Origin of the sequence: Nonomuraea sp. NPDC051191 (assembly GCF_044455665.1) — a bacterium.
Taxonomy (GTDB): Bacteria; Actinomycetota; Actinomycetes; order Streptosporangiales; family Streptosporangiaceae; genus Nonomuraea.
Map to the genome: position 1 here is coordinate 72,807 of NZ_JBITEZ010000030.1, position 15,219 is coordinate 88,025.

Consider the following 15,219-nt stretch of genomic DNA (forward strand, 5'->3'; position numbering starts at 1 on the left):
GACGAAGGCCGGATCAGCCGGGTTCGGCCAGGTCGAGGAAGGCTCGTACGGCGGGCCCGCGGTCGCTCGGCGACACGACGGCCAGGGCGAGCGTCCGGGTGAGGCGTGGTTCGAGCGGCCTGGTGACGACCGGTCCGAGCTCGGCCGGCAGGCCGAGCTCGGGCACGATGCTGACGCCCAGGCCCGCGGCCACCATTTCGAGGATGGCCGACTGGCCGCCGGCCTCGTAGGCGACGTCCAGCTGGACGCCGGCCTGGCGTGCCGCTTCGGTGATGAGCGGGCGGCAGCCCGCCGTGGTGAGGATGAACGGCTGCCCGGCCAGGTCGGCGATGTGGACGCTCTCCTGCCCGGCCAGGCGATGGCCGTCCGGCACCACGGCGACCATCTCGTGGGTGCTGAGCGGGATCGTGTGCAGGCCGGGGGCGGGGAGCGTGACCACGCCGACCTCGGCCGCGCCCCCGCGCAGCCAGCCGCGGACGTCGTCGTCGGCCCCCTCGAACAGGCGCACCTGGACCTGGGGGTAGCGGTCGGTGAAGGTCCGCAGCCGGGGGGCGATGAGGGTGCCGGTGGCGCTGGGCAGGCTGGCCAGCCGGAGCGGCCCGGTGACCTCACCGGCGGCGGCCGCCACCTCCGCGCGGATCAGGTCGAAGTGGCGCAGAGCCTCGCGAGCCCGGAGATGGGCCCGCCGTCCGGCCTCGGTGAGGGCGATGCCGTCGGCGTGCCGGACGAACAGGGGGGCGCCGAGCTCACGTTCGAGGGCGGCGACGGCGCGGCTGACAGCGGGCTGGGACATGCCGATCAGATCCGCCGCCGCGGTGAAGCCGCCTTGCTCGGCGACCGCGATCAGCACTCGGAGCTGCGTCAACGTCATGGGGCCATACCCTAAACGATATTTGACCGGCGCTGCTCCATTCCCGCATGGTTATGGCCATGTCCACACGCATGACGATCGAGGTCGACGGCCGCATGGCCAGTTGTCTGACGGCGGGCGAGCACGGCCCGCAGGTCCTGTTGCTCCACGGCACCTACTGGAGCCGGGTCTGGCTGCCGGTGCTCGACGACCTGGCCGCGGCCGGGTTGCGGCCGGTCGCCGTCGACCTCCCCGGCCTGGGCCGCTCGGAGGGGGAGCTGACGCCGGAGACGGCCACCGTGCCCGCACTGGCCGCCTGGGTGGCGCGGTTCGCGGCGGCGCTCGGCATGGACGCGCCGGCGGGCGTGGCCGGCCACGACATCGGCGGTGCGATCGCCCAGCGGTTGCTGGTGGGCGGCGAACTGGCGGTGCCCCGGCTGGCGCTGGTGAACTCGGTGAGCTACGACTCCTGGCCGGTGCCCGGCGTGGCGCGCTACCGCGACCCCGCCGTGGTCGCCGCCACCACCGTGGAGGAGTTGCTCGCCGCCCGGCGCGTGGCCGTTTCCACCGCCCTGGCCCGGTCTGTCGCCGAAGGGGAGCTGGCCGACTATCTCGACCCGTGGCGCGAACCACGCGTGGCGCGGTCCTGGATGGCGCTGGCCGGCGCCGCCGACAGCCGCCACACCCTCGACCTCATGCCCGCCCTGCTCGCCTGCGACGCGCCGAAGCTGCTGGTGTGGGGCGAGGACGACACCTTCCAGAAGGTCGGCTACGCGCAGCGGTTCGCCGACGAGGTGCCGAACACCACGCTGGTGCGGGTCGCGAAGGCCGGTCACATCCCCATGGAGAACGATCCCGCGATGGTCGCCCGCACGCTGGCCGCGTTCTTCCTGGCTTGACGGTCCGCCGCTCGCCGCGCCGATGAAATCGAAGGGAAATCCCGTGCCTTCCGGCCGCCAATCATCGAACTAAAATGGCCGGCAGCGCATTACAGCGCGGCGTTTCAATGCCGCACCCCCTAGGGGAGCCGTAGGGGGGCCTTAGGGGGATATCGCTCCAGGTCTGGTGCATACCATGTCGGGTGAATCAGTGAGGGTTTGCGAAGCATGTCTGGATACTCCGCCGGCAGCTCCACGAAAGGACCCCGAATATGCGTGTGGTGATCACTCAAATCGCGGCGACCAGTCATCTTTGCCTGACCGCACCGATCGGATGGGCGCTCAAGGCGGCAGGGCACGACGTGGTGGTGGCCACACAGCCGGATCTCCTCAACGCGGTGAACAATATGGGGTTGACCGGCGTGGCGGTCGGCAAGGAGGCGAGGCTCGCCGAGCGTATGGCGAACCTGCAGCCGGAGGAGACCATTCACGGCACCGAATATGACATCACCGAGACCCGGCCCCACGTCCTCACCTATGAATACACGCGCGACACCCTCGCGGCGCTCGCCTCCCCGCTGTCGCTGGACCTCATGGTCGACGACACGATGTACGACGACCTTGTGGCCTTCTGCCGGCACTGGAGGCCCGACCTGGTCGTCTGGGACTCGGTCACCTTCTCCGGGCCGGTGGCGGCGACCGTGTGCGGCGCGGCGCACGTCCGGACGACCTGCGGCCTGGACCACTGGGCGCGCATGCGCGAACTGTTCCTGCGTCTGCGCAGGGATCGCCCCGGCGCCGAGGACGAGGACCCGGTCCGCGACTGGGTGGCCGCCAAGCTGGCGAAGTACGGCTGCGATTACGACGAGAGCGTCATTCTCGGGCACGCCACGCTCGATTCCGTCCCGTCCTGGCTGAGATATCCGACGGAGTCGGCTCACCTGCCCATGCGCTATGTCGCGCACAACAATCCCGGGGCATTCCCCTCCTGGCTGTCCGAGTCGATTCCGGATCGCCCCCGCGTCTGTCTCACCATGGGAGTCTCGCTGGAGGAAGTGTGGCGCGCCGGCGCCACCTTCGCGCTCAAGGACCTCTACGAGGCGATCGTGGACCTGAACGTCGAAGTCATCGTGCTGAGCGAACCGCCCTTCGGGGATTCCGTGACGGCGATCCCGGACAATATTAAATTCGCCGGATTCGTCCCGAACAATTTCCTGCTGAAGAGCTGCGCCGCGATCATTCATCATGGCGGCTGGGGAACCACGGCGACGGCGATACTGAACGGCGTACCGCAGATCATCATTCCGCATTCCGTCTACGACGCCCACCAATTGGCCGAGGGGGTCGCCACCCGCGGCGCGGGCGTGCATCTTCCGCCCGACCAGGTGAGTGCGGCGAGCCTTCGCCGGGAACTGCAGCGGGTCCTGGAGGAGCAGACGTTCGCCCGGAGCGCGGCGGAGATCCGTCAGGACATGCTCTCCATGCCCACTCCGCATGACATCGTCAAGGACCTTGATGATCTCGTGAGCCGTCATCGGCAGGCGACCCCCATGCGATGAGCGCGGAGGAGGCGGCAAATGGCTGACGAAGAAAAACTCCTCAAGTATCTGCGCCAGGTGGCCGAGGAACTCCAGCACGCCAACCAGCGCCTGCGTGAGCTCGACGCGAAGGAGCACGAACCGATCGCGATCGTGGGCATGGCCTGCCGGCTCCCCGGCGACGTCGGCTCTCCCGAGGACCTGTGGCGCCTGGTGAGCGAGGGCAGGCAGGGGGTCGGGCCTTTCCCGCAGGACCGGGGCTGGAGCCTCAGGACCACGATGGACGACTCCCCCGACGGCCTCCCCTACGTCCTGGAAGGCGGCTTCCTGCGGGACGCGGGAGGGTTCGACGCGGCGTTCTTCGGGATCTCCCCGAGGGAGGCGCTGGCCATGGATCCCCAGCAGCGGCTGCTGCTGGAGGTGTGCTGGGAGGCCCTGGAGCGGGCCGGGATCGACCCGCACACCCTGCGACGCACGGCGACCGGCGTGTTCGTCGGCGCGTTCGGCAACGATTACGGGATCGGCGGCGGCCCCTTCCCCGAGGGCACCGAAGGCTACCTGGGCACGGGGACGTCGAGCTCGGTGATGTCCGGGCGGGTGGCGTACACGCTGGGGCTGGAGGGGCCGGCTCTGACGGTGGACACCGCGTGCTCGTCCTCGCTGGTGGCGATGCACCTCGCGTGCGCGTCGCTGCGGCGCGGGGAGAGCAGGCTCGCGCTCGCCGGAGGCGTGACGATCCTCTCCACCACGCAGATCGTGGACATCGGACGCCAGCTCGGAGGATTGGCCCGAGACGGCCGCTGCAAGGCGTTCTCCGACGACGCCGACGGCACGATCTTCTCCGAGGGCGTCGGGATGGTGCTGCTGGAACGGCTGACCGACGCCCGCGCCAACGGGCATCCGGTGCTGGCGGTGGTGCGGGGATCGGCGGTCAACCAGGACGGCGCCAGCAACGGGCTGACCGCGCCCAACGGCCCGTCGCAGGAACGCGTCATCCGTCAGGCCCTGGCCGACGCCCGGCTGTCGGCGTCCGAGGTGGACGTGGTGGAGGCGCACGGCACGGGCACCGCGCTGGGCGACCCGATCGAGGCGCAGGCGCTGCTGGCCACCTACGGGCACGACGGCGACGCGGCGGAGCCGGTGTGGCTGGGATCGGTCAAGTCGAACATCGGGCACACCCAGGCGGCCGCCGGCGTCGCAGGTGTGATCAAGATGGTCATGGCCCTGCGGGAAGGCCACCTGCCGCGGACCCTGCACGTGTCGGCTCCCACCCACCACGTGGAGTGGGGCGACGGGCCCGTACGGCTGCTGGAGCAGGGCCGGCCCTGGCCGGACCGGGGCAGGCCGCGGCGGGCGGGAGTGTCGTCCTTCGGGGTCAGCGGCACCAACGCCCACCTGGTTCTCGAACAGGCCCCCGACCCCGATCCGCCCGCAGACTCCCACGCCTCCGGTGTCATGGTGCCAGGACGGGTGCCGTGGACAGTGCCGTGGACGGTGTCGGGCCGGGGCGAACGGGCCTTACGGGCTCAGGCCGGACGCCTGGCCGCCCACGTGCGCGAGCACGCGGAGCTGGAGCCGGAGCCGATCGGGCACGCCCTGGCGACCCGGCGTACGCACTGGGAGAACCGGGCGGTCGTGGTGGGCCGGGACCGGACGGAGCTGCTGGCGGGCCTGACGGCGCTGGCCGAGGGCCGCTCGCACGCGTCGGTCGTCGAGGGGGTCGCCGCCGGAGGGCGGCGCGACGCGGTGTTCGTCTTTCCCGGACAGGGTTCGCAGTGGGCCGGAATGAGCCTGGAGCTGCTGGAGGACAGCCCCGTGTTCGCCGCCCGCCTCCGCGACTGCTTCGCCGAGATCGAGAAGCTGGTCGACTGGAAACCGCTGGACGTGCTGCGCCAGGCCCCGGGCGCGCCGGATCTGGAGCGGATCGAGGTTCTGCAGCCCCTGACGTTCGCCATGATGGTGTCGCTGGCGGCGTTGTGGGAGTCGGTGGGGGTGCGCCCGGTGGCGGTGGTCGGCCACTCGCAGGGCGAGCTGGCCGCCGCGTGCGTGGCGGGGGCGTTGTCCCTGCCCGACGCCGTGCGCCTCATCGTGGGGCGGAGCCGCCTGTTCGCGGACCGGCTGGCAGGCCGGGGCGCCATCGCGGCGGTCGAGCTGGGCGAGCTCCGGGTACGTCAGGTCATCGCCGACTGGGGCGTCCCGGTGACCGTCAGCGCGACCAACAGCCCCACGGCCTCGGCCGTGTGCGGCAGCCCGCAGGCGCTGGCCGACTTCGTCTCCCGCTGCCGGGCCGCGCGCATCCAGGCCCGCTCGCTGACCTCGACGGTCCCGTCCCACTCCGCCGAGGTCGAGCCGCTGCGGCAGGAGTTCCTGGACCTCGTCGGGCCCCTGGCCGCCCACCCGGCCCGCGTGCCCTTCTACTCCACCGTCACCGCCGCGCCGATCGACGGCGCCGAGCTGACCGCCGAGTACTGGTACCGCAACGCGCGTGAACCGGTGCGGTTCCACCCTGTCATCCAGCGTCTGCTGGCCGACGGGCACCACACCTTCCTGGAGGTCAGCCCTCATCCCGTGCTCACCATGAGCGTCCAGCAGACCATCGAGCAGAGCGGCGCCGACGCTCGCGCGCACTCGTCGCTGCGCCGTCACGAGGGCGGCGGGCGCCGGTTCCTGCTGTCGATGGGTGAACTGCACGCCCATGGCACGTTCGTCGACTGGCCGGCCGTCCTGCCGCCCGATGGCGGCGTGGCCGACCTGCCGACCTACGCCTTCCGCCACCAGAGCTACTGGCTGCGGCCTTCCGCCGCGGCCAGGGCCGCGGACGACGACGGGTTCTGGTCCATGCTGCGGGACGCCTCCCCCGGCGACCTGGCCCGGCGCCTGGACGTGGACGCCTCCGCCGTGGACGCGGTCGTTCCCGCGCTGACCCGGCTGCGGCAGCGCCAGCGCGACGAGAGCGTGCTGCGACGCTGGCGCTACGAGATGGCCTGGCACCCGGTGCCCCCTTCTCCCGCCGGCGACCCGTCCGGCCTGGGCCGATGGCTCGTCGCCGTCACCGCCGGAACCGCGGGCGACCCGCTGCCCGGCCGGATCGCCGACGACCTGACCGCCCATGGCGCCCAGCTCGTCACCGTCGAGCTGGCCGACGCCGATCGCACGCGGCTCGCCGAGCAGATCCGGCACGCCTGCTCCGACGCCCCCGTGACCGGCGTGCTCTCCCTGCTCGGCCTCGACCAGGACGCACATCCGGAGTTCCCGCCCCTGACCCGCGGAGCGGCCGCGACCGTCACGCTGATGCAGGCCCTGTCCGACGCCGGCACGACCGCGCCCCTGTGGGTGGTGACCTCCGGGGCGGTGGCCGTCCACGCCTCCGACGAGGTGCGAGACCCGGGCCAGGCGTGGTTGTGGGGCCTGGGCACGGTCGCCGCCCTGGAACAGCCTGCCACGTGGGGCGGCCTCGTCGACGTGCCCGCCCTGCCCGACCCCGAGGACCTGGCGTGCCTGCGGGCGGCGATCGCCGGCGCCGGCGGCGAGGACCAGATCGCCGTCCGCGCCCATGCCGCCCACGCCCGCCGTATGATCCGCGCGCTGCCCGACGACCGGGACTCCGCTCCCTGGCGTCCGCACGGCACCGTCCTGATCACCGGCGGCACCGGGGGCATCGGGCGGCAGCTGGCCCGCCGGCTGGCCCTTCAGGGCGCCGACCACCTGATCCTGCTCAGCCGGCGCGGCCCCGACGCCGAAGGCGCCGGCGACCTCCAGGCAGAACTGGCCGCGACAGGCAGCACGGTGAGCGTCGTCGCCTGCGACATCACCGATCCCGACGCGCTGCGCGCCGCCCTGGACCGCCTGCCTCATCCGCTGACGGCCGTGATCCACACCGCCGGGGTCGCCGCGCCCGACCGCCTCATCACCGAGCAGACCCTGGCTGACGTCGCCCGCATCGCGGACCCGAAGGTCTCGGGCACGCTCGCCCTGCACGAGGTGCTGCGCGACCACTCCCCGGAGGTCGTCGTCCTGTTCTCCTCCGGCGCCGCCGTCTGGGGCCAGCACGGCCAGGCCCCCTACGCCGCCGCCAACGCCTTCCTGGACGCCTTCGCGGCGCACCGGCGCGCCGCCGGGCTGCCCGCCACGTCCATCGCCTGGGGCGCCTGGGGCGGCGGCGGCATGGTCGACGCCGCCGTCGGCGATCGGCTGGCCAGGATCGGCGTCCGGATCATGCCGCCCGACCTGGCCGCCGAGGCCCTCTCCCATGCCCTGGCCGCGCCCGATCGGCAGCACGTCGTCACCGACATCGAGTGGGACCGTTTCGCCCCCGCCTACTCCCTGTCGCGCCCCCGCCCTCTGGTGTCGGCCGTCCCTGAGTACGCGCAGGCCCTGGCGACCGACACCACCGCCGCCGCCGGCGCCCAGGACACCGACCTCCGCAGGAGACTCGACCCGCTGTCCCCCGCCGCACGGCAGGACGCCCTGGTCGCCCACATCCGGGCGGAGGCCGTGAAGATCCGCGGGCTGGCCGGTGTCGAAGCGGTGGGGCCGGACAAGAACTTCCTCGAAGTCGGCTTCGACTCGCTGGGTGCGGTGGAGCTGCGCAACGTCCTGAACCGGATCACCGGGCTGCGCCTGCCGGCCACCCTGGTCTTCGACCAGCGCACCCCCGCCAACCTGGCGCGCTATCTCCTGGCGGAGCTCTACGGGCAGGACGGTGCCGGTTCCGCCCTTAACGGCAACGGCTCACTCAGCACGCTGCTGCACGAGGCGACCGCCGGCGGCAAGCTGCACGAGGCGATCGCGATGCTGGAGGCCGTGGCGAAGCTGCGTCCCTCCTTCCGGGCCGGGGAAACGCCCGCCAAGGCCCCGGCGCCGCTGCTGCTGGCGTCCGGGCCCGAGTCGCCCCGGCTGTTCTGCTTCAGCACCCCGGTGGCGCTGGGAGGGGCGGCGCAGTTCGCGCGGCTGGCGGCCGGGTTCCAGGGCGTCCGCGATCTCTACGCGCTGCCCGTGCCGGGATTCGCGCCGGAGGAGCCGCTGCCCGACAGCGTGGACGCCGTGGTCCGCTTCTGGGCGCAGTGCGCGGCCGAGGCGGCCGGCGGGCGACCGTTCGCGCTGCTGGGCTACTGCGCCGGCGGGAACTTCGCCTATGCGGCGGCGGCCCACCTGGAGGGCATCGGCCTCCATCCGGAGGGGCTCGTGCTGCTGGACACGTTCCCCGATCTCACCGTCGTCGACGAGATAGGCGACGCGATGACGCAGGGCATGTTCGAGCGCGAGGATCGTTTCGGTCCGTTCACCGACGCCAGGATGGCCGCGATGGGCCGTTATTACCGCCTGACCAAGGAGCTCTTCGAGCACACCGGCCCGGCACCGGTCAAGACGCCGGTTCTCTGCCTCGCCCCCGACACTCCGCTGCCGTCGGGCCCCGACGGACAACGACGCCGGACAGGGCAGTGGCGGGCCACCTGGCCGGGCGAACACACCTTGTGCGAAGTCAGAGGTGACCATTTCACGGTTCTCGAAAGCGAGGCCCCGACCACGGCTGCGGCGATCGACGACTGGCTCAGGTCGCTGGGCGGGTAGCGACTTTCGGGCGGCTTTGTGATCTGATTCATGCGACGCCGCCACAGGCGCCCCTCACGACAGCGCTTCCCTGACATCACCGTGCTCGGAGACAAAACGTGAACGTCGTTGGCGAAGGCAAGAAGGCAGGAAAGCAGTGGGCCGGGCTGGCCGTCCTCATGCTGCCTTTGCTGATCACCTCCACCACCGTCACCGTCCTGTTCTTCGCGCTCCCGGCCATCGCGGCCGACCTGCGACTGAGCGGGGTCGAGCAGCTGTGGATCGTGGACATCTACACGTTCGCGCTGGCCGGGCTGCTGCTCCCCATGGGGAACCTGGGTGACCGGATCGGGCAGCGGCGCCTGCTGCTGGCCGGATCGGCGGTGCTGGGCATCACCTCGGCCGGCGCCGCCTTCGCCCCCAGCGCGGAGTTCCTCATCGTCGCGCGCGGGTTGCAGGGCCTTGCCGCGGCCAGCCTGATGCCGGGCACGCTCGCCCTGATCCGGGTCATGTTCACCGACACCCGCAAACGCCAGATGGCCATCGCGCTGTGGGCGGCCACGCTCTCCGTCGGCAGTGTGGTGGGCCCGATCGTCGGCGGCTGGATGCTGGAGAGGTTCTGGTGGGGATCCATCTTCCTCATCAACGTTCCCCTGGTCGCGCTGGTGCTGGTCGTCGGGCCGTTCCTGATTCCCGAGAGCCCCGATCTCGATGCGAGCAAGTCCTTCGACATCGCGAGCGGCACACTCTTCCTGCTGGCGGCCCTGCCGCTGGTCTACGCGATCAAGCAGCTCTCGTCCGGCGGGGACCTGCGCGCCTGTGTGGCCGGCGCCGCGGTGGGGTCGGTCTTCCTGACGCTCTTCCTGCGCCGGCAGCGGCGGCTGGCGGCGCCGATGGTGGATCTGAGCCTGTTCCGCAACGTCGGGTTCAGCCTCTCCCTGACCTCCGCGGCAGTGGCGATGTTCTCCCTCGTCGGGACGACGCTGTTCCTCACCCAGTACCTGATGCTGGTGCTGGACCTGCGGCCGGTCGTGGCGGGCCTGGCGACCTCGCCCGCGGCCGTCACCTCCATCCTGGGGGCCACGCTCGCCGCCCGCATCGCCCGGCAGGTCAGGCCGGGGTTCATCATCGGCCAGGGCATGCTCTCGATGGCGGTGGGGTTCCTGCAGGTCGTGCGGTTGGACGCGCAACCGGACCCGGTGACGCTCGTCGCGGCGACGGCGCTGCTGGGCTGGGGCATCGGCTCGGCCTCGGCGGTGACCTCCGACATGGTCGTCGCGCTGGCGCCGCGCTCCAAGGCCGGCGCCGTCTCGGGGACGTTCCAGTTCAGCACCGAGTTCGGAGCCGCGCTCGGCGCGGCCGTGCTGGGCAGCATCGGGCTGGCGGTCTATCGCAGCTCGCTGCTCGGGTCCGACCTGACGGGAATGCCGGAAGTGCCGCCGGCGGCGGTGCGGGAAACCCTCGGCGGCGCGTTGGCGACGGCGGAAAAGCTGTCCGGAGAATCCGGCGAGATTTTACGGGCCGCCGCGCGTGCGGCGTATGTCGACGGCATGCACATTGCCGCCGTCTCCAGCATGGCCATATCCGTGCTGGCGGGCGTTCTGGTCATCATCGGGCTGCGCCGGAAGAAGGCCGACTACGGGGCCCGGTGAAGCAGCGGAAAAGCCTGACGCATTTCGGCTCAACCAAAACTCCGGCGGGTCACGGACCTTCATATTGTGTAAGTCGCGTGTTTATTCCGCGGACATCGTCCTGACCACTGTTTACACCCCAAAGTAGGGTGTCAGTTATGTCGCGCGCCTTGGCACGGCAGGCCGCCGAAGAAAGTTCGGCGATTGACTGGGCAAATTGCGCGTCTTAACTATACTGATCGAATAGTCACCTCACATGGTTGGACCGGCCCGGGGAGCGGCCGACCTCCGCCTCGCTCTCCCCTGTGGCCGGCTTCCAGCCGGTGACGCGCCTACTCCACAGCGTCTTCATACGGGGAGGATTCGGCAAATGCATACGTTCGCCGAGAGGGTCGATTTCTGCTCCGAACGTGTGCAACGGATAGCGTTCGACCCTCTGGCGGCGTCGAGCGAGAACACCATCGCGACGTTGCAGGAAGGCGCAGAACCAGGCTCGCCGGCGGACACGGAACGTGAAATTCAGGTGACGCAGCAGACGGATCCGTTCCTCGGCAGCCTGTCGGAGGAGTCCGAGCTCGTCCCCGTCACCGTCCTGCGGCCGGGAGACTCGCCCAGGATCGCCGGCCAGGATCCGCTGCACGTGCGCGCGCTGGCCCAGCTCGACATCGAGTTGCCGTCGATCGTGGTCCATCGTCCCACCATGCGGGTCATCGACGGCATGCATCGGCTGAACGCGGTGCGCCTGCGTGGCGGCACCACGATCAGGGCCAGATTCTTCGACGGCAGCGACCACGACGCCTTCGTGCTGGCGGTGAAGCTGAACTCGGCGCACGGCCTGCCCCTGTCGCGGGCCGACCGCACGGCCGCGGCCGCTCGCATCCTCGTCTCCCACTCGGACTGGTCGGATCGGCTGGTGGCCAAGCTGAGCGGCCTGTCGCACACGACCGTCGCCTCCATCCGCAGGCGTTCAACTGGCAATTCCCAGCAGTTGAACGCCCGCACGGGTCGCGACGGGCGCACCCGTCCCCTGAGCACGTCGGAAGGGCGTCAGCTGGCCGGACGGCTGATGGCCGAGCGGCCCTCGGCCCCCCTCCGCGAGATCGCCGAGGCGGCGGGGATCGCGCTCGCCACGGCGAGGGACGTCCGCGAACGGGTGCGCCGCGGTGAGGACCCGGTCCCCGGCAAGCTGCGCGACGACGACGTCCAGCAGGCCGACCAGCCGCGCAAGGCGCCCCAGAGCGCGCCGCCGGAGGAGATCGCCACCGTGCTCGAACAGCTCAGACGCGACCCGTCGCTGCGGATGAGCGAGAGGGGACGCACGATCCTCCGCCTGCTGGACATCGCGCAGATGGCCTCACGGACGAGCGACTGGACCATGCTCAGCGACAGCGTGCCGCCGCACTGCGCGACCCGGCTGGCGCGGGTCGCGCGGGCGAGCGCCGAAGCCTGGCTGCACTTCGCCCAGGCGATCGAGAAGCGCGAGAACCCCGTCCCCGATCACAGGACCTCCGCCTGACCTCTCGACCGGCCCCGGGCGCATGCCCCCTACGAGCTGGAGAGCAGGAGCGGCAGGTCCTTGCGGCCCTTCACGTTGAGCTTCCGGTACGTGCTCGTGAGGTGCTGTTCGACCGTGCTGGCGGTGATGTGCATCCGGCTGGAGATCTCCCGATTGGTGTATCCCAGCGCCGCCATCAGGGCGACCCGGTGTTCCGACGGGGTCAAGGTGTTCTTCACGACGTTGAAGCTGTTCTCGGCGATCACTGACACCTCGTTCCTGACCGGCGCGGCCTTGCATTTCTTGGCGAGGCTGTCGGCCTCCCGGATCACCAGGCTGGCCTGGTCCGCCTCGCCCAGCACGGCGAGCGAGTAGCCGAGCTGCATCAGCGCGTTCACCAGCTGCACGTCGCGGCCGGCGTCCAGCAGGATGTCGATGGCCTGGCGCAGCAGCCGCGGCCGCCTGCTGACCTCCTCCGTCGAGGCCAGGACGGTCAACGACGCCGCCTTGATCCACGGCGTCTCGGCATGCCACCGGGAGCCGTGCTCGTCCAGCAGGGCGAGCGCGTAGGCGTTGTCCTTCAGCTCGACCGAGATCGCCGCCGCGTCCAGACGCCACGGGGACAGCAGCGGATTGTCCAGCCCCCAGTCGCACATCAGCTTGCCGCACTTCAGAATGTCGCGGCGGGCCGCGTCGGGCTGATCGATGCTGGCCAGGTATCTCGCCCGCGCCGTCAGGTAGTGCAGCCCGTACCTGGTCTGGAAGACGGACTTGGCGAGGGGGCGGTGGATGTAGCGCTCGACCTGGTCGGGCCTGCCCATCTGCCGGTTCGCCTCGATGAGGCTGGCCAGCGGCAGCGCCGCGCGGACGCCCAGGCAGTGGGCCGGCAACATCTGGAGGGAGTTCAGGGCGTGCTCGACCGCCAGCGGCAGGTCCTCCATGGTGATGGCGATGTGGGCGCGGAAGGCGGCGAGCGCGCTGATCCAGGTCGGCGCGCGATGTCGCTCGGCGCGGCCGTACAGGGCCTCGGCCCAGGCGTCGGCCTGCTCGGCCTGGTTGGTGTAGACGAGCGAGAACAGGGCCGACTCGACGGTCTCCACCATGCATTCGTCCAGCTGCACGGATTGCAGGATGCGTTCCGCCGTCTTCAGCGCCGTCTCGCCCTCTTCGTGCCGCAGGTTGCTCCTGAGCGCCACGACCGCGCGCTCGTGCAGGTCCTCGCCGTGCTGCGCCTGGGGGACGCCGGTCGGGTACGCCGGGTCGTGAGCCCCTCGCACCATCCGGAGCAGGGGCGGGTACGTGCTGGCCAGCCATGCGCTCGCCGATCGGTACCAGACGCCGACGCGCGCCTGACTCCCCTCCGACTCCTGGAACATCGCCCTCAGCCGCTCGTAGAGCTGCGCCGCCTCGGCCGTGCGGCCGTGCCAGAGCATGCACATGAGCAGCCAATGGATCTCGCTCTCCCGCAGCAGCTCGTCCTCGGCGGCCTGGAGGAGCAGCGGAGTGTGGCTGATGGCCCTGGCGGGGTTCAGCAGCCATTCGGCCTTGGCCAGCGACATCGTGATCGGTACGCGCTGGTCGCCGTCGCCGCACAGCTCGGCGGCCACCCGGAAGTACTTCACCGCGAGGTTGAACTCGTGGCTCGCCATGGCCTGGTCGGCGGCCTCGCGCAGGACGTCCAGCGCCCAGCCGGCGCGCTGGCCGCCGCCTTCGAGCAGGTACTCGGCCACCAGGCCGGCGTGGCAGCCGGCCGAGTACAGCACCTTCGCCGCCCGCCAGTGCAGATCCTGGGAGGCCGCGCGTTCGAGCGAGGCGAGGACGGCCGTCCTGGCGACGGGATGTCGGAACCGGGTCGACTCCAGCACGCCGACGGTCTCCAGCCACTGCAGGATGCGTTCGACCGTCGCGATCTCGATCTCCAGCATCTCGGCCAGCAGATGGGGCGTGGACGCGCTGCCCAGGACGGCGACTCCTTGAGCCGTTCTCAACGCCGTGGGCCCGCTGCGGTGCAGCAGCGTCCTCAGCGATCCGGCGAAGATGTCCCCGTCGACGTGCTGCCGTTGCTCGATCAGCGCGCGAATGAGCAGCGGATTTCCGCCGGTGAGCTGATGCATGTCGGCCACGAATTGTTCGTCCGATTTCCCTTCGGCGTCCTGGACGAGCATCTGGGAAGCGCCGGCCGGAGAAAGCGGGTTCAGCCGGACGCGCACACACAGCGGGTGGTACAGGAAATTGGTCTCCACCCGGCTGGCCACACCGGTCGCGTCCTCGTTCGCGGTCAACGCGAGGAAAATCCTGGCGTTGTGCATACGCCCCACGAAATGATGCAGGATTCGCAGCGACGGCGAATCCGCGTATTGCACGTCGTCCACCGCGATCAGCAAGGTCCGGTTCCGCGCATAACCGGCCATCGCATTCCACAACTCGTAGGCCAGGTCCAGCGAGCCCGACTCCTCGGCCTCGCCGCCGCCCCGCTGCGAGGTCGACCCCTCCGTCAGGCCCAGCAGGCGCAGCTCCTGGTAGAGCTGGTTGACCAGGCCGAACGGCACAGCGCGCTCGTCCCGCAGGCACGTGGCGCTGATGCAGGTGATGTCCGACTCCATCGCCAGGTCGTTCAGGGCGTGCAACAGGCGCGTCTTCCCGAAGCCCGTCGGAGCGACGATGAGAGCGAAATGCCCCCGTCTTTCGTCGCTCTCGGCCAAGGCATATTTGAGCAGTTCGACCTCGTACTCGCGTTCGATTAAATGCATGATTTCACACGCTCACCGCGAAATACGGGGGCGAATGAGGTACGTCAAGCGGAGTGCATAGTGCGCTGAGCGTCCCACGTGCAAGGTTGTCCCCCTTGATGGCAGTCCTTCATGCTCCACCGCCGAGCCGCAGCCAAGCCGACCCCGTCAACTCAAACACCAGATTGATATTTCAAGCTATCGCTCGCCTTGTCAACGGACCCGGTCACAATCCACAACACCGATCTTTAAAGATCTTGAACGGCTCCGCCTGCGGATTTCGGCCGATCGTGGACGCTCCCATCGGGTACGGCCGGGTCCTTGATATGGGCGAACGCGACGGTCGCGTGGACGTGCGGGCCGCGGCGGGCGGTGACAACCGGGACAGATCAGGGACGCCGGCCCGGGAAGCACCGACGAACCCCGACGCCCTGATCACACCCCGCGATCCAGCGTGTACCGTGTGCGCAACTTCCGTTCTCCCGCTCTTTCCTTATGTGCACCGATTTCCAAGAAGCCGGTGAATTGACAGGCCCACCCCGCCCGGC

7 protein-coding genes are annotated in these 15,219 nt (G+C 70.5%); 5 read left to right on the forward strand and 2 right to left on the reverse strand.

Features of this window, described 5'->3' with window-relative positions; all coding sequences use genetic code 11:
• Positions 1-13: 13 nt before the first annotated feature.
• Positions 14-871: a LysR family transcriptional regulator gene (locus tag ACIA8R_RS50140; RefSeq protein ID WP_364097039.1), complete on the reverse strand. Its 858-nt coding sequence runs from the start codon at positions 869-871 to the stop codon at positions 14-16.
• A 59-nt stretch (positions 872-930) separates the two neighbouring features.
• Here ACIA8R_RS50140 and ACIA8R_RS50145 point away from each other — a divergent pair, with 59 nt between their 5' ends.
• The 5 genes from ACIA8R_RS50145 (at position 931) to ACIA8R_RS50165 (ending at position 11,963) form a co-directional block, all read left to right on the forward strand.
• On the forward strand, positions 931-1,749 hold the full coding sequence (locus tag ACIA8R_RS50145; RefSeq protein WP_397045089.1) for an alpha/beta fold hydrolase: 819 nt from the start codon (positions 931-933) through the stop codon (positions 1,747-1,749).
• A gap of 251 nt (positions 1,750-2,000) precedes the next feature.
• Entirely contained in the window at positions 2,001-3,287 is a 1,287-nt protein-coding gene (locus tag ACIA8R_RS50150; RefSeq protein ID WP_397045091.1) for an activator-dependent family glycosyltransferase, read from the forward strand.
• Positions 3,288-3,305: 18 nt separating this feature from the next.
• Positions 3,306-8,837 carry a type I polyketide synthase gene (locus ACIA8R_RS50155; RefSeq protein WP_397045093.1) on the forward strand — a complete coding sequence of 1,844 codons (5,532 nt, stop codon included), beginning with the start codon at positions 3,306-3,308 and terminating at the stop codon, positions 8,835-8,837.
• A gap of 98 nt (positions 8,838-8,935) precedes the next feature.
• Complete coding sequence (locus ACIA8R_RS50160) at positions 8,936-10,468, forward strand: MFS transporter (RefSeq protein ID WP_397045095.1); 1,533 nt, start codon at positions 8,936-8,938, stop codon at positions 10,466-10,468.
• A gap of 502 nt (positions 10,469-10,970) precedes the next feature.
• Positions 10,971-11,963, forward strand: coding sequence for a cell cycle transcriptional regulator TrcR (locus ACIA8R_RS50165; RefSeq protein ID WP_357709621.1), 993 nt, complete (start codon positions 10,971-10,973; stop codon positions 11,961-11,963).
• A gap of 29 nt (positions 11,964-11,992) precedes the next feature.
• Here the strand turns inward: ACIA8R_RS50165 and ACIA8R_RS50170 are convergent, their stop codons facing one another.
• Positions 11,993-14,692, reverse strand: coding sequence for an AAA family ATPase (locus ACIA8R_RS50170; RefSeq protein ID WP_364097025.1), 2,700 nt, complete (start codon positions 14,690-14,692; stop codon positions 11,993-11,995).
• Between the last annotated feature and the right edge of the window lie 527 nt (positions 14,693-15,219).

Excerpts from the sequence above, each read along its gene's own strand:
- ACIA8R_RS50170 (WP_364097025.1), bottom strand. The coding sequence starts at position 14,692 with ATGCATTTAATCGAACGCGAGTACGAGGTCGAACTGCTCAAATATGCC.
- ACIA8R_RS50155 (WP_397045093.1), top strand. The coding sequence starts at position 3,306 with ATGGCTGACGAAGAAAAACTCCTCAAGTATCTGCGCCAGGTGGCCGAG.
- ACIA8R_RS50140 (WP_364097039.1), bottom strand. The coding sequence starts at position 871 with ATGACGTTGACGCAGCTCCGAGTGCTGATCGCGGTCGCCGAGCAAGGC.
- ACIA8R_RS50150 (WP_397045091.1), top strand. The coding sequence starts at position 2,001 with ATGCGTGTGGTGATCACTCAAATCGCGGCGACCAGTCATCTTTGCCTG.
- ACIA8R_RS50145 (WP_397045089.1), top strand. The coding sequence starts at position 931 with ATGTCCACACGCATGACGATCGAGGTCGACGGCCGCATGGCCAGTTGT.